Genomic DNA, 18,919 nt, shown 5'->3' with positions numbered 1-18,919 from the left:
AGGCCGGCCGCCTGAGCCGGTCAGGAGGAGAGCCATGGTCGCTGCCGCAGCTTCGATGACGGTCGGTGCCGAGTGCCGCGTTGCGCAGGCGAGGGTGCAGCTGGTGCGCTTCGACATGACGCAGCCGGCCGACAACATCGTGCGCCACGACGACAGCTACTGGCTGGATTTCAGCCTGACGCCGCGGCCGCGCAACGCACGGGCCTGCTATCGCGAACGCTGGAGTCCGCAGCGTTACGAGCGGCTCGGCAAGGTTTTCCTGCTGCCGCCCGGCGAGACGCTGCAGGCGCGTAGCGACGGTGCGTCTTCACAGACATCGATCCTCTGCCATCTGCAGCCGGATGCGCTGAGCAAGGCCTGCGGTCGCGAGCTGCAATGGACCGACCGGCGCCTGCAGGACAGCCTCGACATCCGCAATGAGAACGTCCGCGGCCTGCTGCTGCGTCTGACGCAGGAAGTCCGGCATCCGGGTTTTGCGACCGAGGCATTGGTCGAGCTGATCATCGCGCAGCTGGCGATCGAGCTGGCGCGGCATTGCGCCGGTGTCAGCGACGACTCGGCCGTCGGTGGCGGGCTCGCAGGCTGGCGCCTGCGCCTGATCGACGAGCGCCTGCGCGAGGAGTGTGCGGCACCGACCCTGAGCGAACTGGCCGCGCTATGCCGGATATCGGTGCGCCAGCTGACACGTGGTTTTCGCAGCAGTCGCGGCTGCTCGCTCGGCGAACACATCGCGGCGACGCGGATCGAGCTGGCCAAGCGCATGCTGCACACGCAGGACAGCGTCAAAGGCGTGGCTTACACGCTGGGTTTCGCCTCGCCGTCGAGTTTCTGCTTCGCGTTCCGTCGCGCCACCGGTGCGACGCCGAACGAGTTTCGCCAGCGCGCGCCGCGTAGCGCTTAAGTTTCGCTGCGGCCTCTCGATACACCGTGCGCTGAAGCGCACGGCACTCGAGGCGAAAGGCTGTTTCTCTGTCGGCCCCAAAAAAACACCGTTAGCATCGAGTGCTGCGCGTAGCGCGGTGTATCGAGATGCCGCAGCGACAAGCTCGGCGCCAACAAAAATGGCGCGGACCCGAACTGGTCCGCGCCATCGTTTGTGCAGTGTCGCTTACGAAGCGCGGATGCCGATCGCCTTGGCCTCAAGGAACTCCTCGATGCCTTCGCGGCCCCATTCGCGGCCCATGCCGCTCTGCTTGTAGCCGCCGAAGGGCAGGTCGCCGGTGATGCTCATGCCGCCGTTGACGCTCAGTGCGCCGGCGCGGATGCGCTTGGCGACGGCGAGTGCGCGCGGCGTGCTGCCGAACACCGCGCCGCCGAGGCCGTAGATGCTGTCGTTGGCGATGCGGATCGCTTCTTCCTCGTCGTCGTAGGGAATCACGACCAGTACCGGTCCGAAGATTTCCTCCTGGGCGATGCGCATGTCGTTGCGTGCATCGACGAAGCAGGTCGGCTCGATGAAGAAGCCGCCGCCCTTGTCGGTGCGGACCTTGCCGCCGGCGAGCAGGCGTGCGCCTTCCTGCTGGCCGATCTCGACGTAGCTGGCGACGCGTTCCAGCTGACGCTTGGAAATCAGCGGTCCCATGATGCAGGTCGGCTCGTCGTAGAGGCCCCACTTGCTGGCGAAGCCGGCGTAGGCCATTTCCAGCGCCTTGGTCGCTTCCTCGTAGCGCGAGCGCGGCACGAGCAGGCGGGTGGGGTAGGCGCAGCCCTGGCCGGCGTGGAACACCACCATCGAGCCCATGACGACCATCGGGAAGTTCGGTGCATCGTCGAGAACGATGTACGCCGACTTGCCGCCGAGTTCGAGGAACACGCGCTTGAGCGTCGCGGCGCCGTTTTCCATGATGCGCTTGCCGACCGCGGTCGAGCCGGTGAACGACACGAGATCGACGCGCGGGTCCTTGGTCAGCATCTCGCCGGCCATCGCCGGGTCCGCCGACGTGACGACGTTGAAGACGCCGGCCGGGAAGCCGGCTTCGACCGCGAGTTCGCCCATGTAGGTGCCCATCAGCGGCGTATCCGGCGCGGGCTTGAGCACGACGGTGCAGCCGGCGAGCAGCGCGGCGACGACCTTGCCGATGTTGACGTAGAGCGGCACGTTCCACGGCGTGATCGCGGCGACGACGCCGACGGCCTCGTGGACGACCAGACGCTTGGTGTCGAAGCCGTATTCGTTCTTGATGCCGCGGTCTTCCTCCCAGGTCACCTTGGGGAATTCCTGCAGCAGGCCGTCCATGCCGCTGAGTGCGCCGTCGATCTGCGCGCGCGCGGCGGCGCCGATCGCCGAGCCGGCCTCGATGCGCGCGATCTGCACCAGCTTGTCGCGATTGGCCTGCAGCAGCGCGCGGTACTTCTTCATCAGCTCGAAGCGTGCGCTGCGGTTTTCCGGCTGCGCCCAGTCGGTCAGGTCGAAGGCGCGACGCGCGGCGGCGATCGCCTCGTTGACGTCATCGGCGGAGGCATCCGCGGCCTTGCCGACGACTTCGCCGGTCCAGGGGCCGATGTTGTCGTAGGTCTTTCCGCCAGCTGCGCTGCGCAGCTTGCCGTCGATGTACAGCTTGGCCTCGGGCAGCATCACGATCTGCTCTCCTCGTTGAGTAATGGTTTCATGCGCTTAACAAAGCCGATTATAGTCAGCATTGTTGATTAGCGAGTCAAGGCACTGGAAGTCAGGCTTTCGTGCCTGTGAAGGCATACGAGCCCATGAAGCCGGCCTTGGCCTTGCCTGTCATGGTCTTGCCGTCGACGGTGCCGGTGAAGGTCACCTTGATCTTGATCGGCTTGGTCACGTGGTTGATCCAGCCGATCGTCGTGCCGTCGATCTTGCCGTCGCTGATCTCGGTCGTGACGCCCTGGCCGGTCTGCGCGCCGCTGAGCTTGCCGCCCGCTTCCTTGATCTCGAGCACCGTGTGCTGCGGGCCGGTCGGCGCCTTGATCGTGATGTTCCATTTTCCTGAGACTGACATGCGCTCGCTCCATGACTGCAGTGTGGTTCTGGCGTGCTCACATTATAGACAACACTGTTGACGATACGCGTACGGACAAGTTAACTTGCCTGGATCGAAGAGGTTCAATATTCGGCGAGCCCGGACGTCCACTAACCGGCTCCCAGACAGGCGACGAGGGGAACATGGGCAAGGCCGCAGAGAGCAAGGACGGAAACGTCGAAATGGACCTGAGCGACGTCAAGGCGCGGGTCGGCCAGGAAGTCGGCGGCGGCGAACTGATCGAACCCTGCTCGGCCACCGACATCAAGCGCTGGGTCATGGCGATGGACTTTCCGAACCCGATCCACTGGGATCACGAGTTCGCCAAGGCCTCGCCGTTCGGCGGCATTGTTGCGCCGCAGTCCTTCGCGGTCTGCATCGACTACGGTCACGGCGTGCAGCCGGCCTGCGTCGGTTATATCCCGGGTTCGCATCTGATCTTCGGCGGCGAAGAGTGGTGGCACTACGGCCCGCGTCTGCATCCGGGCGACCGTCTGACTCAGAAGCGCCGCTTCCACGACTACAAGCTGACCGATACGAAGTTCGCCGGGCCGACGCTGTTCTCGCGCGGCGACACGATGCATTACAACCAGCACAACGTGCCGGTCTCGAAGTCGCGTTCGACGTCGATCCGCTATCTCGCCGCCGAGGCCGAGAAGCGCGGCATGCTCGGCGCATCGACCGGCGCGATCCCGCGCTGGACCAAGCAGCAGATCATCGATATCGACAAGGAACGCCACGACTGGATCATGGCGTACCGCCAGGGCGTGTCGCCGCGTTACGAAGAAGTGAAGGTCGGCGACAAGCTCGTGCGCCGCGTCATCGGTCCGCACACGCTGGTCAGCTTCGCGACCGAATATCGCGCCTTCGTGTTCAACGTCTGGGGCAGTTTCCGCTGGATCGGCGTGCCGGGCATGAAGGATCCCTGGATCAACCAGGATCCGGGTTGGGTCGAAGGCTTCGGCTTCGACGAGAAGGGCGCGATGATCGATCCGCGTCTGCGCGACGGCCTGTACATGGGCCCTTCGCGCGGTCACGTCGATGCCGACAAGGCCGGCGAGATCGGCATGCCGCGTGCCTACGGCTACGGCGCGACGATGGGCGCCTGGGTCACGGACTACGTCTCGTACTGGGCTGGCCACCAGGGCTTCGTGCGCTACTCGAACACCTCGTTCCGCGGCCCGGCGCTGGAAGGCGACATCACCTACATGACCGCCGAGGTCATCGAGAAGCATGACGAGACGACCTGGGGCGTGCCGCTCGTGCGCTTGGCCGTGACGATGGCGAACCAGGACGGCGTCAAGCTCGCGACCGGCGTCGTCGACGTCGAACTGCCGCTCAAGTAAGTCACCGGAAATCCAGACATGTCACTCGCAGGCAAGGTTGCCATCGTCACCGGCGCCGCATCGGGCATCGGTCTCGCCGCCGCACAGCAGCTCGCCAAGGATGGTGCGCGTGTCGCGATCTGGGATCTCAACGAAGCCGGCGCACAGGCGGCGGCCGACGAGCTGAATCGCGCCGGCATGCAGGCGATCGCTTCGAAGGTCGATGTCTCAAAGCGTGTCGACATCGACGCGGCGGTCAAGGCCGTGCACGAGAAGTTCGGCGCGGTCAGCATCCTCGTCAACAACGCCGGCATCTCGGCGTTCACGCCGTTCATGGAAATCACCGAAGAGCTGTGGGACAAGGTGATGACGGTGAATCTCAAGAGCGTGATGATGTGCACGCAGGCCGTGCTGCCGGACATGCTGGCGGCGAAGTGGGGCCGTATCATCAACGTCTCGTCGTCGAGCGCGCAGACCGGCGCCCAGCGCATGGTCCATTACTCGGCGTCGAAGGGCGGTGTCATCGCGTTCAGCAAGTCGCTGGCGCAGGAGCTCGCGCCGACCGGCATCACCGTCAACAACGTGCCGCCGGGTTTCGTCGATACGCCGATGATGCGGGCCGGCATCGGCGCTGCCGTCGACCAGATCATCGCTTCGTCGCCGATGAAGCGCGCCGGCCGTCCGGAGGACATGGCGGCGGCGATTGCGTTCCTGGCGTCCGAAGGTGCCGGCTACATCACTGGCCATACGCTGAGCGTGAACGGCGGGCGTTACTCGTCGTAAGCTGCGCGCTCGCGGGCCGCTCGGCCCGGCGCGCACGGAGAGGTTTGCGATGCGACAGCAGCTCGTCGAATATTCCAGCGGCGGCACGACGTTCAAGGGTCAGTTGTTCTGGGATGAACGCCTGAGTGGCAAGCGACCCGGCGTCCTCGTGTTTCCCGAAGCGTTCGGCCTCAACGAGCATGCAACCGTGCGCGCCGCGTGGCTTGCCGAGCTTGGCTACATCACCTTCGCCGCCGATCCGCATGGCGCAGGTGAAGTCTTCCCCGATCTGCCCAGCGTCAGTCCTGCGATCCGCCTGCTGTACGGCGATCGTCCGGCCTGGCGGGCGCGGCTGCTCGCTGCTCACCAGGCCTTGTGCGCGCAGCCGCAGGTCGACACCCGCCATATCGCCGCAATCGGCTTCTGCTTCGGCGGCGCCTGCTGTCTGGAGCTGGCGCGTGGCGGCGCGCCGCTCGCGGCCATCGTGACCTTCCATGCCGGTCTGATTGCCGAGGTCGAAGGCGACGCCGGTTCGGTGAAGGCGAAGGTGCTGATCTGCACCGGCGCCGACGATGCGATGGTCAAGCCCGAGGTTCTTGATGCCGTGACCGGCGAGCTGCGCCGCGACGGGGTCGACTGGCAGCTGATCAGCTATGGCAACACCGTGCACAGCTTCACCAATCCCGACGCCGATGCGCGTGGCGTGGCCAACTTCCGTTACAGCGCCGACGCCGAGCGCCGGTCGTGGGCGGTGATGCGCGGATTGTTCGACGAAGTGTTCGGCTGAGCGATTCGATCGAGGCCGTCGCCCGGATGAAATCCGGGGCTCTGGGTTCCGGCGAGTGCGAGCCCCGGATTTCATCCGGGCTACGATCTGGTCTATCTTTCGCACTCTCCGATCCGGTCCCGCTGCCGCCATGAATTCACCGCAGTCCGTCACGCGCGTGATTCACATCCTCGAAGCCCTGTGCGCGGCAGTGGAGCCCTTGAGCCTGGCGCAGCTGAGCCGTCAGCTCGAGGCGCCAAAGACGAGCCTGGCCGCGCTGCTGCGTGGCCTGGCGGAATCCGATTTCGTCATCGCCGCGGACGGCGTCTATCGCCTCGGCCCGCGCGCCTTCGGCATCGGCAGTGCCTTGCTGGAGGCGCGCCGCCGTCTGCAATCCTCCGATTTGATCCGCGACGGCATGCGCGGCCTTGCCGCGCGCTGCGGCGAGACCGTGCTGTTCGCGGTGCCCGACGACGGCGCGGGCACGCTCACCTATGTCGATGTCATCGAGAGCCGCAAGGCCGTGCGCTTCTCGGTCGCCGTCGGCGATCGCCGGCCGCTGTACTGCACCGCCGGTGGCCGCGTGCTGCTGGCGGCCTTGCCGGAAGCGGAAGTGCGCAGCTATCTGCGCAAGCTCAAGCCGCAGGCGCTGACCGCGAGCACCGAGACGGGCAAGCGCGAGCTGGCGGCCCTGATCGACGCCGCGCGGGCCAGTGGCGTGGCGCAGACGCTGGACCAGGCTGCCGAGGGCGCCGCCGGTACCGCGGCGGTGATTCGCGATGCGTCGGCAACGGTGCTCGGCGCGCTGATCGTCGCGGCGCCGAGCTCGCGCCAGCAGCGCCAGGGTGGCGATCTCGCCCGCCAGGTGAAGGATGCGGCGGCGTCGATCTCGGCCAATCTTGGCTATCGGACGGGGAGAAACTGACGTGCCATCGCTGATCATCGGCCTGATCGCGACCTATGCACTGTTTTTCGTGCTGATCAACCTGATCGTCACGCGCGAGCGGAAATGATCGTCGGTCATTACGCAGCGGCGCTGATCCCGGCGAGCCGTCTCAGGCAGCATCCGTTCTGGCTGCTGTTGCTGTGCGCGAACGTGCCGGAGTTCCTCTGGCTGATCCTCGCGCTGCTCGGCATCGAGCCGGCGTCGCCGCCGTCGCTGTTCGACGCGAGTTTCAGGAATCTGCAGGTCGACATGACCTACAGCCACAACCTGATTCCCGGTCTGCTGCAGGGCGTCATCGTCGGCGCGGTCGTTCACGCGTTCTATCGCGATCGCAGCCTGTCGTTGTGGTGCGGCTTCCTCGCGACGTTCCATGTGCTCTGCGATTTCGTCGTCGGCTTCGAGCATCAACTGCTGCACGCCGATGGCGCGACGATCTCGATGAACACCTACGGCACGATGCCGCAGGTCGCGATTCTGATCGAGCTGGTCTTCAGCCTTGCCTGCGTCGCCTGGTATCAGCACACCGAGCAGCGCCGCGGCGCGCCGCTGTCCGCGGGACGGGCGGCGGCGCTCTACGCCGTGTTCGCGATCGGCGTGCTGGCCTGGCTGCCGGCGGCGACGCTGTCGCTGCGCGAGCAGCTGGCGCTGATCGGTATCAGCGTCTAGCGATCACGCGCCGCGGCGCGCATTTCGGCCAGCACTTCCTCGGTATGCGCCCCCAGCTCCGGCGCCGGGCCATGCACGCGCCCTGGCGTCTGCGAGAACAGCGTCGGCACGCCGGGAAAACGCACCGGGCCGTATTCCGAATCGACCGTCTCGAAAAAGTTGACCGCATTCAAATGCGGATTGTCGAACAACTCGTCCGGCGTGCGCAGCGGCGCGGCGGGAATGCCGAGCGACTGCAGCAGCTCCAGCCATTCCTGCGTCGTGCGTTCGAGGAAGGTCTGCGCGAGCAGGCCGTAGACCTTGTCGATCTGCTGGGCGCGTTGCTTGAGCGTCGCCATGTTGCCGTCGACCCAGGCCGGCTTGACCGCCTCGACGAACTTGGCCCACATCTTGTCGTTGTAGATCAGCGCGGCGATGTAGCCGTCCTTGGTCTTGTACGGCTTGCGGTTCGGCGCGACGGCGCGCGGATAGTGCGCGCGGCTCAGCGGCGGGCTGAACATCGCGCCGTTGGCGTGCTCGACGAGCATGAACGAGGCCATGGTCTCGAACATCGCGACCTCGACCTCCTGCCCCTGGCCGGTGCGCGCGTGGTGGAACAGCGCCATCGTCGTCGCGTAGACCGCGGTGAGGCCGGCGACCTTGTCGGCGACGATCGAGCCGACGAAGTTAGCTTCGCCGGTCAGCATCTGCTGCACGGCGGTCAGGCCGCACTCGGCCTGGATCGTGTCGTCGTAGGCGGGCAGATCGCGGTCCGGGCCGCGGCGGCCATAACCGTACGCATTGGTGTAGACGATATCCGGCTTGATCGCCGAGACCGCCGCGTAGTCGAAGCCGAGCTTGGCGATCGCCTTGGAGCGCATCGTATGGATGAAGACATCCGCGGTCGCAATCAGCGCGCGCAGCGTGGCCTTGCCGGCGTCGCTCTGCAGGTCGAGCACGACGCTGCGCTTGCCGCGGTTGACGTTGGCGAACACGCCGCCCATCGTCGGCGACGGGCCGACCGAGATGTAGCGCGTGCCGTCGCCGTCCGGCGGCTCGATCTTGATCACGTCCGCGCCCATGTCGGCCATGATCTGCGTGCAATAGGGGCCCATGACCATCGCGGTCAGATCGATCACCCGCACGCCGGCCATCGGCCCCGTGCGCTTCGCAGACTTGTCCATGAATTCCCCGTTGCTGACGGGCCGGATTGTTTCACGGGCAGCGTACAGATTCCAGTACATTGAGCTAATATCGGTACGGTCAAGTTCAGGATAAGAACCATGGATTTCGCCTACACGCCGGACCAGCAGAACATCCGCGACACCATCCTCAAGCACTGTGCCCAGTTCTCCGACGACTACTGGCTGGAGCGCGACCGCGATGGTGTGTTCCCGATGGACTTCCAGAAGTCCATGGCCGAAGCCGGCTGGCTTGGCGTGGCGATGCCTGAAGCGGTCGGCGGCGCCGGCCTGGGCATCACCGAGGCGGCGATCATGATGCAGGCGGTTGCAGAGGCCGGCGGCGGCATGACCGCGGCGTCGAGCATCCACGGGCCGGTGTTCAGTATGCAGCCGGTGCAACTGTTCGGCACCGAGGCGCAGCGCCAGCGCATGATTCCGCCGGTGCTGCGCGGCGAGGATCGCATCTGCTTCGCGGTCACCGAACCAAACGTCGGCCTCGATACCACCAAGATCAAGACCCGCGCCGAGAAGCGCGACGGCGGCTATCTCGTCAACGGCGAGAAGATCTGGATCTCGGTCGCGCAGGTCGCCAACAAGATGATGCTGCTGGCGCGCACGACGCCGCTCGACCAGGTCAAACGCAAGACCGATGGCCTGTCGCTGTTCTTCACCGATCTGGATCGCAGCAAGATCGAGGTGCGGCTGATTCACAAGATGGGCCGCCACGCCGTCGATTCGAACATGCTGTTCATCAACGACCTGTGGATTCCGGAAGCAGATCGCATCGGCGCCGAAGGCGACGGCTTCAAGATCATCCTGCATGGCCTGAATCCGGAACGCATACTGCTCGGCGCCGAGGCGATCGGCATCGGCCGCGCGGCGATCCAGCGCGCGGCGAAATACGCCCGCGAGCGCATCGTCTTCGACCGGCCGATCGGCATGAACCAGGGCATCCAGCATCCGCTTGCGAAGTGCTGGGCGCAGCTTGAAGCGGCGAACCTGATGGTCATGAAGGCGGCGACGCAGTTCGACAAGGGCGTCGACTGCGGCGTCGAAGCCAATGCCGGCAAGTATCTGGCGGCGGAGTTCGCGTTCGAGGCCTGCCATACCGCGATGCTGACGCTGGGTGGCATGGGCTACGCGCAGGAATATCATGTCGAAAGACTGCTGCGCGAAGTGCTGATTCCGCGCACCGCGCCAGTCAGCCCGCACATGATCCTGAACTTCCTCGCCGAGAAAGTGCTGGAACTGCCGAAGTCCTACTGACGGACAGCTCAACGCAAACCGTAGGCTGGGATGCAGCGCAGCGTAATCCCAGCAGATCTCGCAAGCCGCTGGGATTCCGCTTTCGCTGCATCCCAGCCTACGTAGAGAAAAACGAGAATATCGATGACGTACAGCAAAGAACTCTTCGCCGCCCGTTCCTGGCTGTTCGCCCCCGGCGACAGCGAGAAGAAAATGCAGAAGGCGGCCGACAGCGCCGCCGACATCGCGCTGTTCGATCTCGAGGACGCGGTTGCCGATGCCGAGAAGCCGAAGGCGCGCACGCTCGTGCAGAACTTTCTCAAGGCGCAGGCCGGCGATCACGCGCGGCTGTGGGTGCGCATCAATCCGCTGCAGGGCGAGCATGCGCTGCACGATCTGGCTGCGGTGATGCCGGGCAAGCCGGGCGGCATCATGGTGCCGAAGACGCGCAGTGGCGCCGATCTGGTCGTGCTCGATCACTATCTGTCAGCACTCGAAGTGGCCAACGGCATCGAGCCGGGCAGCACCAGGGTGTTTCCGCTCGTCACCGAAACCGCCGAAGGCATGCTGACGACCGGCAGCTACGCCGGCGCGCCGCGTCTGGTCGCGATGACCTGGGGCGCCGAGGATTTGGCCGACGCGCTCGGCGCCAGCGAGAACAAGAACGCCGACGGCAGTTACGGCTTCACCTATGAGCTGGCGCGCAGCCTGTGCCTGGTTGGCGCCGCCGCCGCGCGCGTCGCCGCGGTGGATACCATTCATGGCGACTACAAGGATCTCGACGGCCTGCGCCGCCGTGCCGAGCAGTGCCGCCGCGCGGGCTTCCGCGGCATGCTGGCGATCCATCCGGCGCAGGTCGACGTCATCAACGAGGCGTTCAAGCCGAGCGCCGACGAGATCGCGCAGGCTCAGGAGATCGTCGATCTGTTCGCCGCCAATCCGGGTCTCGGCACGATCGGCTACAAGGGCGCGATGCTCGACCGGCCGTATCTGGCGCGCGCACAGCAGCTGCTGAAGCTCGCGGGCCAGGCATGACCGTCGTCACCGACGCGGCCGGCCTCGATCTCGGCCGCTTCCTCAAGCGCGGCGACCGCATCGTCTGGGGCCAGGCCTGCGGAGAGCCGACGACGCTGATCGAAAAGCTGATCGAACAGGCGGATGCCATCGGCGAGCTGTCGGCGTTCGCGGCGACCAGTTTCTCGAAGCTGCTGACGCCCGAAGCGGCGGAGAAAATCCGCCTGTCGAGCATGGGCGCGATCGGCACGCTGCGCACGCTGACCGCGGCCGGCAAGCTCGCGGTGATTCCCTGCCATGTCGGCCAGATCGGTCCGTACATCGAGCAGGGTCTGATCGGCTGCGACGTCGCGTTCGTCCAGCTCAGCCCGGCCGACGAGCAGGGCAATCACAGCTTCGGCCTGATCAGCGATTTCGTGCAGGCGGCGGTGAGCAAGGCGCGCGTCGTCATCGCCGAGATCAACGACCAGGTGCCTTTCAGCTACGGTGAAACGCTGCCGGCATCGCGCATCGATTGCGCGATCCATGTCTCGCGCCCGCTCGTCGAAGTGCCGGCGGCGAAGATCAGCGACACCGACCAGGCCATCGCGCGGTACGCCGCCGCGTACATCGAAGACGGCGCGGTCATCCAGACCGGCGTCGGTGCGGTACCCGATGCGATCCTGCGCCTGCTGCGCGACCGCCGCGATCTCGGCGTGCACTCCGGCATGCTCGGCGATGGCCTCGTCGATCTTGTCGAAGCCGGCGTTGTCACCAATGCGCGCAAGAAGATCGACACCGGCGTCTCGATCAATGGCGCATTGATCGGCACCCAGCGTCTGTACCGATGGGCACACCGCAATCCGGCGATGCGCATGTGCGCGACCTCCTATACACACGATGCCGCGGTGCTCTCGCAGCTGGAGCGCCTCGTCACGATCAACTCGGCGCTCGAGGTCGATCTGAGCGGGCAGGTCAATGCCGAGCAGAGCGGTGCGCAGTACTTCGGCGGCACCGGCGGGCAGGTCGACTTCGTCCGCGCCGGCATGCGCTCGCGCGGCGGCCGTTCGATCATCGCGCTGGCGGCGACCGCAAAGGGCGGCACGCTCAGCAAGATCGTGACGAGCCTGTCCGGCCCGGTGACGACGGCGCGCACTGAGGTCGATGTCATCGTCACCGAATTCGGCGCCGCCGAGCTGAAGGGGCAGGCCCTTGCCGAGCGTGCACGTCGCCTGATCGCGATTGCGCATCCGGATTTCCGCGAGACGCTGGATCGGGCGGCGCACGAGATACAACACAGAGGGTTCTGAGCCGTAGCCCGGACGCAATCCGGGGCCATTGAGCATTCGGAATGCAGGCTTCCCGGGTTTCACCCGGGCTACATTGTCGGAAGGTGATTCATGAAAGAGCAGGTCGATGTCGAAATCCAGGGCCACGTGGCCCTGCTGCAGTTCAGCAACCCGCCGCACAACTACGCGACGATCGGCCTGATGCGCCTGATCGCCGATCATCTGCACGAGCTCGATGGCGACATGCAGGTCCGCGCGATCGTGCTCGCCGCGCAGGGCAAGACCTTCTGCGCCGGTGCCGACCTGGTGTCACCGAATGGCTTTGGCGCAGAGAGCAGCGATCCGCTGCGCGAGTTCTACGATCAGGTGCTGCGCGTCTACGCGTCGCGCAAGCCGATCGTCGCGGCGGTGCAGGGTGCGGCGATCGGCGCCGGCCTGGGTCTTGCTGTCGCGGCCGATTTCCGCGTCGTGTCGCCCGACGCGCGCTTCGCCGCGAACTTCACGAAGCTGGGTTTCCATCCGGGCTTTGGCCTGACGCATACGCTGCCGCGTTTGCTGGGGCCGACGCGCGCCGCCGAGATGTTCATGACAGCGACGCGCTACAGCGCCGAGCAATGCGCCGGCTGGGGCCTGTACGACCGCATGGCGAGCAGAGAGAGCCTGCGAACTGTCGCGCTGCAGTTTGCCGCCGAGATTGCCGAGAACGCACCGCTGGCCCTGCTGGCGACGCGCGCGACCTTGCGCGCTGGCATGCACGAACAAGTCACTGCGGCGATTGCCGAAGAGCATCGTCAGCAGTTGCTGTTGCAACCCAGTGAGGATTTCGCCGAGGGCATTCGCGCGGTGACCGAGCGCCGGCCGGGCCATTTCAAAGGCCGCTGAGCGGGGATTGCTTCCTGTCGGTGCGGGGCGGAAGGGCAGCCCCCTCGAAATTGACAATTGTCACAAAAACGGCCATTTTCTCCCTCAGCCCAGCTGGGTCAGGACTGAGCGTGCGTAGCCACGCAGTCTCCAGGCGAATGTCTATGCAGGGGAGAAGATGGGATGAGAAGGACCGCCATCGCGGCCGTATCAGTTCTCGCTGCCGTGTGTTGCCCGCTGCCGGTGCTGGGGCAGGACGATCTTGACTGGCTGTACGCCGACGAGCCGGCGGCAGCGCCGGCGGAACCTAGCGCGGCGCCGGCCGCCACACCGGTGCCGTCAGCAACGGATGCCCAGCCGCCTGCAGAGACTTCGACGTCAACCGGCCCGACAGCGGAACCGCGGCCTCTTGAAACGATTGCGCTGCCGGCAGCCGCAGGCCCAGCCGAGGTGCGCAGCGCGCCCGCGTCGCGCAGCCGCCTCGTCGAGGAGATTGTCGTCACCGCGCAAAAGCGCGAAGAGAACCTGCAGGATGTGCCGATCTCGGTGCAGGCCTTCAGCGGCAAGATGCTCGATGCGCTCGGCATCAACGATCAGTCCGATCTGCAGCGCGCAACGCCCGGCCTGAACGTCACGACGCAGGTCAGCTACGTGATGACCTTCCTGCGCGGCATCGGCACCGATGCGACGATCGCGGCGGACCCCAGCGTCGCGACCTATATCGACGGCATCTACTATCCGTTCGCGTCGAACCTCGCGCAGAACTTCGGCGCCGTCGACCGCATCGAGGTCCTCAAGGGGCCGCAGGGCACCTTGTTCGGCCGCAATGCGACTGGCGGCGCCATCGCGGTCTACACCAAGGAGCCGACGACCGAGGAGATGCAGGGCGAGCTGATGGCGAACATCGGCAGCTTTAACACCCAGCTGTTTCGTGCCTATGCCAACCTGCCGCTGGGCAACAGCGTCGCTTTCAACGTCACGGCCGTGACCAGCCGCTCCGACGGGTATTACAAGGGTACGCGTGGATCGCTCGAGGAGCCGCTCGAAGGCGACGACATGACCGGCTACCGCTTCAAGCTGCGCGCGCAGCCAACGGAGAACCTCGATCTGCGCATCGCGGCCGTCAAGCTCAAGATGATGTCAGTGGCCGGCAGCGCGGCCTACACCGCGAATCCTTCCGCGCTGGGGCGCACGATTGGCATCCAGCCGCAGCCTGGCTACGAAGGCTCGGTTGACGCCTATCCCTATGCCGAGACCGACGACAACAGCGTGTACTACGGCAGCATCGCCTACAAGGCGCCGTGGTTCGATATCAAGCTGCTCGGCAGCGACCAGCGCATGGACACCGCCGGCACGCGCGATTTCGATGGCTCGCGCCTGCCGGTCTCGACCTTCGATGCGCCGAGCCAGTACATCGACGCGCAATCGCTGGAGCTGCAGCTGCTGTCCAACGGCGAGGCCGGACCGGACTGGCTGGAATGGATACTCGGTGCGTATTACTTCCGCTCGACGAACGGTTTCGGCGAACTGAACTTTGTCATCGGCGGCATCGACCTGGAAGAAGGGCGTCTTGCCGGACTGCGCCTGCCTCAGCCGCTGGTGAATATCCTGAACCTCGTGCAAGGAACGCCGACCGGCGCGATCAACCTGACCGGCCTGATCGGCACCGACTCGCGCGCGGTATTCAGCCAGGCGACTTTTAAGCTCAGCGATCAGCTGGACCTGACGCTCGGTGGCCGCTATCAGGTCGAAGATCGTTTCATCGTCGAATCGACGGTCGGCCTGGAGAACCAGGACGGCAGCCAGACGCAGTTGTTCGACAACAGCGATCGCGCGACCGACAGCAACGGCGATCCCTATCCGTCGCGCGACACGCAGAAGGATTTCTCGCCGAAGGTCTCGCTGCAATGGCGGCCGGGTGCCGGCGAGACGCTGCTGTTCCTGTCCTGGCAGCAGGCGGTAAAGGCGGCGACCTACAACACGGTGGCGATCTACGACCGCCCCGACTATGTGGCGCCGGAAGAGATCGAAGCCGTCGAGCTGGGCATCAAGACGACCGCCTTCGACGGCCTGCTGCGTTTCAATGCGGCGGCTTTCCGTTACGACGTCGAAAATCTGCAGACCTATTACCTTTCGCTGTTCGCCGGCGGCGTCATCAGCTTCCAGAACGCCGGTCGCGCGCGCATCACCGGTTTCGACTTCGACGGTTATCTGCAGCTGTTTCCCGGCACCTTCGACGATCTGGTGCTCAGCGGCGGCGCCGCCTATCTCGACAGCGAGTACCTCGACTTCGACGGCGCCTCGGGCTTCAGCTCCAACGGCACCTTCGTCAACAACGAGAACTACAGCGGTAACCAACTGATCCGCACGCCGAAGCTGACGACGACATTCTCGTTGGGCAAGACCTGGGGTGTCGGCGGCGGACCGCTGGAGGCGGTCGTCGACGCGTACTACACGGACAGGTTCTTCTACGAGGCCAGCAATCGCGAGGCATCGACCCAGGAGGCGTACTGGCTGCTCGGCGCACGGTTGAGCTATCTCTACGAACGCTGGAACCTGCGCGCGACCGTCGGCGCGCGCAACCTCACCGATGAGTTCTACACCGCTGGCTTCTTCGCGACCGATTTCGGCGTGCAGCCGACGCTGGCGCCGCCGCGCTCGTACTACCTGCAGCTGATCTGGAATTTCTAGCCGCGGCGCGGCGCCGGTTTTTTCTTGCTGCCGACCTTCGCGACCGCCTTGCCAGTGAGCTTGTGCAGGTCGGATTCGACGTAGGGCGCAAGAAAGCCGGTCATCGCCGCAATCGCGGCGTCGCGATAGGCCGGCGTGATTTCGCCATGCACGAAGAACGAACGGCGAAATACCGCGGTGCCGATGTCGACGCACAGCGTCGTCACATCCGGTGGCCCCTTGGGCAGGGACTTGGACGGCGACCAGACCTTGCGCCCGAGTTCGCCGAGATGCTTGTTGGTCAGCTCCTGCGCACGGTAGCTGTCGTCGGTCACCGCGCCGCCGAGAATCAGCAGGCGCGCGGCAGGATTCGCGTTGTGGAAGCGGACCGCAAGCTCGACGACGCGCGCGATGCCTTCGCGCCAGTCCAGTTCGCGCAACTCGGCAGCGCGCGCATAGAACAGGGCTTCAAGGTCGACGAGATAGCGTTTCACCAGCTCGTTGAGGATCGCGTAGGGCGTCGGGAAATAAGCGTAGACGCTGCCGCGCGTGTAACCCAGCCGCTCGGCAAGATCCGGAATCGAGAAACCCGACAGACCATTTTCGATCAGCAGCACTTCCGCTTCGTGCAGGATGCTGTTGAAGCGCTCCTTGGCGCGCTGCTGCGTGGGTTGGCGTGCTACCGCCTGCGGGTCTAGGGCATCGTCCATGGTGCCCAGAATATATACAGGATCGTAAATTGACAAATGTCAATTTAACTCGGATAGTGCAAAGACAAGAGCCGACACGGCCAATGCGACAACCAAGCCCGGTTTTTTTCTGCGAGGAGGATGCATGAACGCCCACGCCGGAAAGCAGCTGCGCCAGATGGCGACGATGGCAATCGCGCTGTTGCTCGGCGCCTGCGCCGGCGAATACAGCGGCAGCGGTGCCGCACCGCAGCCCGGTGGCGGGTCCGCGCAGGTCGGCAGCATGCAGGCCTTGTTCAACGAGCGGGTTCAGCCGCGTCTGGCGTTCTGCCGCAGCTGCCATCTGCCGGGCGGCGTCGGCGACGTCGAGAAGGGACGCAACTTCATGCTCGGCGCCGAGGCGCAGGATCTCGACAATCTGCGTGCAAGCTGGGAGCGCCTGGGCGGCAACGCGCCGGTGTCGCGCATCTTGCTGATGGCCTCCGGCCAGGAACTGCCGCATTCCGGCGGCGCGCCCTGGCCACAGGGCTCGGCGGCCTATGCCGACATGGACGTGCTGCTGAAATGCTTCGCGACGCCGGACCAATGCGCGGCGCTGCTCGGAGGACTCGGCGGTGGACCGGTTGCCGCCGAATACCCGTTGCTCGGCAGCAGGCACGGCGGTCATCGGTGGTTCGACTACTGCGACGGCCGCGATGATGCGGCGCCCCTGCCGGCCGATCCGCGCTCGCTGGTCCGGCCTGGGGTCAGCGACGGCAAGGCCGTGCACTACAACGCCTGGTGGGTTGACTGTCATGCCGACCCCGAGCTGGTTGGCGAATCGGCGCAACCGAAAACCTGCGGCGAGCTGCGTGCCAGCTGGCAGATCGGCGAGGACTTGATGCGCGGCAACGGCGGCCCCAAGTCCGGCACGTTCTTCGCGGGCGCCGATCACGATGCGCGATTCCTGCAGCGCTCTCTGGATGCCTACAACCGCCTGTGGCGTCTGTGGGGCCTCAGCGAGCGGCCGGACAATTTCGACCAGCTGGTTGCGGAGCGCTACGGCATGCCGATCGCGCCGGGGCGCAACCCCTATCCGCTGCCTGGCGAAGATCCGAACCGGACCGATGGCGGCAGCGGACAGCTGCCGGCCTTCGTGACCCAGCTGCGCGGACCGAACGGCGAATGGACCGGCCGCTTCGGCTTCACCTGCCACGCCTGCCACAGCAGTGCCGCCGGCCTGTCCGGCGAAGGCGGCGGTTTCAACTACGGCCAGGGCAACAACCTGCAAGACATCTCGCTGATGTCGCGCGAGCTGGGCGAGAGCGGTCTGTCCGCCGGCGCGATCTTCGCGCTGTTCGGGACCAGCCGCGGGACCAACAACGCCAGCGACGTCAATGTGTTCTTCCTCGCCAACCAGGACTCCGGTCTGCGCATCGACCAGTACACGCTGGACATGCTGATGTCCGGCTCCACCGCGTCCGGCGATACGCCGTCGTGGTGGAACATGGGCTCGCGACCGCTGAAGTTCCAGGACGGCTATTTCGCCGCCGACTCGAGTCGTGTCGACCTGATCTTCTACACGCCGCTGGATGGCTTTGTTGGCGCCTCCGCCGGCGAGAACTGGGTTCGCGCGTACGGCCAGCACGCCGACAAGTGGATCCTCTCGCTCAAGTCGCCGGCGTATCCGCTGCCGGTGGACACGGCGCTGGCCGAACGCGGCGCGATCCTTTTTCACAGCAAGGATCTGTGGGCGGCGAATCTCGACAATCCGGTGCCGCGTCCGAGCGGCGGCAACGGCTCTTGCGCGAGCTGCCACGGCGCTTACTCGCCGCGTTACGTCAACGATCCGACCTATCTCGCCGATCCCGCGCTTGAAGGTGTGGCCAGCAATATCGCGCCGCACGAGGTCATCCGCACCGACCGCCGTCGCGCCGACACCAACAACGAGGCTGTCAATCAATACGGCTCGACGAGTTTCCTCGGTTACTCAGAAACGATCGGCACCGACAATGACTGCGGCCCGCAGAATCGCAGCGAGATTCGCGGCGAGCGTCCGCTCGGCTATCTCGCGCCGCCGCTGTACGGCGTCTGGGCCACGGCGCCGTATCTGCACAACGGCTCGGTGCCCGATGTCGAGAGCCTGCTCAAGCCCGAGGCGCGGCCGAAGCTCTGGCGTCGCGCGTCAACGCCGGCGCGCACCGATCAGCAGGGCAAGGTGGCGATGGGTTACGACATCAGTCTGGAACGCGCTTACGACCAGGCGCGCATGGGCTGGAAGTACGAGACGCTGGCCTGCGGCACCGGCACGCTGCCGTTTCTCGACTGCATGCCGGGCAGCGATGCGACACCGCTGACGCAGCAGATCCTTCATGAGCTGTATGGCAATGTGCTGCTCGCCTGGAATCTCGGGCAACTGCCCATCTTCCTCGAAGTCGGCAACCAGAAAGTCGAGGATCGCAAGATCTACAACACGTACCTGTACAGCCAGGGCAACGGCGGCCACGATTTCGCCGCCGTGTTGACCGACATCGAGCGTCGGGCGCTGATCGAATACCTCAAGACACTGTAGGCGCGC

The 18,919-nt window shown here is 65.6% G+C and carries 16 protein-coding genes; 12 read left to right on the top strand and 4 right to left on the bottom strand.

Translation table 11 applies throughout. The features are described 5' to 3' along the window. Nucleotides 1-34 precede the first annotated feature (34 nt). A complete protein-coding gene (locus tag AC3WUF_RS13475; RefSeq protein ID WP_492426391.1) occupies nt 35-901 on the top strand; it encodes a helix-turn-helix transcriptional regulator in 867 nt (288 codons plus the stop codon). A 207-nt stretch (nt 902-1,108) separates the two neighbouring features. On the opposite strand, the gene AC3WUF_RS13470 is transcribed toward AC3WUF_RS13475, so the two are convergent. Further along, entirely contained in the window at nt 1,109-2,581 is a 1,473-nt protein-coding gene (locus AC3WUF_RS13470; protein ID WP_492427194.1) for an aldehyde dehydrogenase family protein, read from the bottom strand. A gap of 88 nt (nt 2,582-2,669) precedes the next feature. Beyond that, nucleotides 2,670-2,966, bottom strand: coding sequence for a hypothetical protein (locus AC3WUF_RS13465; protein ID WP_492426389.1), 297 nt, complete (start codon nt 2,964-2,966; stop codon nt 2,670-2,672). Nucleotides 2,967-3,130: 164 nt separating this feature from the next. Here AC3WUF_RS13465 and AC3WUF_RS13460 point away from each other — a divergent pair, with 164 nt between their 5' ends. The 5 genes from AC3WUF_RS13460 (at nt 3,131) to AC3WUF_RS13440 (ending at nt 7,452) form a co-directional block, all read left to right on the top strand. Continuing rightward, nucleotides 3,131-4,333, top strand: a complete 1,203-nt coding sequence (locus tag AC3WUF_RS13460; protein WP_492426387.1) for an FAS1-like dehydratase domain-containing protein — start codon at nt 3,131-3,133, stop codon at nt 4,331-4,333. Between the two features lie 18 nt (nt 4,334-4,351). Further along, nucleotides 4,352-5,095: an SDR family NAD(P)-dependent oxidoreductase gene (locus tag AC3WUF_RS13455; RefSeq protein ID WP_492426385.1), complete on the top strand. Its 744-nt coding sequence runs from the start codon at nt 4,352-4,354 to the stop codon at nt 5,093-5,095. Nucleotides 5,096-5,144: 49 nt separating this feature from the next. Beyond that, on the top strand, nt 5,145-5,861 hold the full coding sequence (locus AC3WUF_RS13450; protein ID WP_492426383.1) for a dienelactone hydrolase family protein: 717 nt from the start codon (nt 5,145-5,147) through the stop codon (nt 5,859-5,861). A gap of 130 nt (nt 5,862-5,991) precedes the next feature. After that, the gene (locus AC3WUF_RS13445) at nt 5,992-6,765 is read left to right on the top strand and encodes an IclR family transcriptional regulator (protein ID WP_492426381.1); all 774 of its coding nucleotides are present in this window, start codon (nt 5,992-5,994) and stop codon (nt 6,763-6,765) included. An 84-nt stretch (nt 6,766-6,849) separates the two neighbouring features. Further along, nucleotides 6,850-7,452 (top strand): hypothetical protein, encoded by a 603-nt coding sequence (locus AC3WUF_RS13440; protein WP_492426379.1) that lies wholly within the window; start codon nt 6,850-6,852, stop codon nt 7,450-7,452. Here the strand turns inward: AC3WUF_RS13440 and AC3WUF_RS13435 are convergent. Next, on the bottom strand, nt 7,449-8,585 hold the full coding sequence (locus tag AC3WUF_RS13435) for a CaiB/BaiF CoA transferase family protein (RefSeq protein ID WP_492427192.1): 1,137 nt from the start codon (nt 8,583-8,585) through the stop codon (nt 7,449-7,451). The genes AC3WUF_RS13440 and AC3WUF_RS13435 overlap by 4 nt on opposite strands. Nucleotides 8,586-8,714: 129 nt before the next feature. On the opposite strand from AC3WUF_RS13435, the gene AC3WUF_RS13430 reads away from it, so the two are divergent. The 5 genes from AC3WUF_RS13430 (at nt 8,715) to AC3WUF_RS13410 (ending at nt 15,694) form a co-directional block, all read left to right on the top strand. Next, nucleotides 8,715-9,881, top strand: a complete 1,167-nt coding sequence (locus AC3WUF_RS13430) for an acyl-CoA dehydrogenase family protein (protein ID WP_492426377.1) — start codon at nt 8,715-8,717, stop codon at nt 9,879-9,881. Nucleotides 9,882-10,004: 123 nt separating this feature from the next. Next, the gene (locus AC3WUF_RS13425; protein ID WP_492426375.1) at nt 10,005-10,895 is read left to right on the top strand and encodes an HpcH/HpaI aldolase/citrate lyase family protein; all 891 of its coding nucleotides are present in this window, start codon (nt 10,005-10,007) and stop codon (nt 10,893-10,895) included. Then, entirely contained in the window at nt 10,892-12,163 is a 1,272-nt protein-coding gene (locus AC3WUF_RS13420; RefSeq protein WP_492426373.1) for an acetyl-CoA hydrolase/transferase family protein, read from the top strand. The genes AC3WUF_RS13425 and AC3WUF_RS13420 overlap by 4 nt, the downstream gene beginning before the upstream one ends. 90 nt (nt 12,164-12,253) lie before the next feature. After that, a complete protein-coding gene (locus AC3WUF_RS13415; protein ID WP_492426371.1) occupies nt 12,254-13,024 on the top strand; it encodes an enoyl-CoA hydratase/isomerase family protein in 771 nt (256 codons plus the stop codon). Between the two features lie 162 nt (nt 13,025-13,186). Continuing rightward, nucleotides 13,187-15,694 carry a TonB-dependent receptor gene (locus AC3WUF_RS13410; protein ID WP_492426369.1) on the top strand — a complete coding sequence of 836 codons (2,508 nt, stop codon included), beginning with the start codon at nt 13,187-13,189 and terminating at the stop codon, nt 15,692-15,694. Here the strand turns inward: AC3WUF_RS13410 and AC3WUF_RS13405 are convergent. Next, nucleotides 15,691-16,383 (bottom strand): TetR/AcrR family transcriptional regulator, encoded by a 693-nt coding sequence (locus AC3WUF_RS13405; RefSeq protein WP_492426367.1) that lies wholly within the window; start codon nt 16,381-16,383, stop codon nt 15,691-15,693. The two genes, AC3WUF_RS13410 and AC3WUF_RS13405, sit on opposite strands and share 4 nt — an antisense overlap. A 124-nt stretch (nt 16,384-16,507) precedes the next feature. Between AC3WUF_RS13405 and roxB the strand changes: the two genes are divergently transcribed. Further along, nucleotides 16,508-18,913: a rubber dioxygenase RoxB gene (roxB, locus tag AC3WUF_RS13400; protein ID WP_492426365.1), complete on the top strand. Its 2,406-nt coding sequence runs from the start codon at nt 16,508-16,510 to the stop codon at nt 18,911-18,913. Nucleotides 18,914-18,919 lie beyond the last annotated feature (6 nt).

It is taken from the genome of Fontimonas sp. FW305-C-3, assembly GCF_058783185.1.
This window is presented reverse-complemented; position numbering and strand designations above follow the sequence as displayed.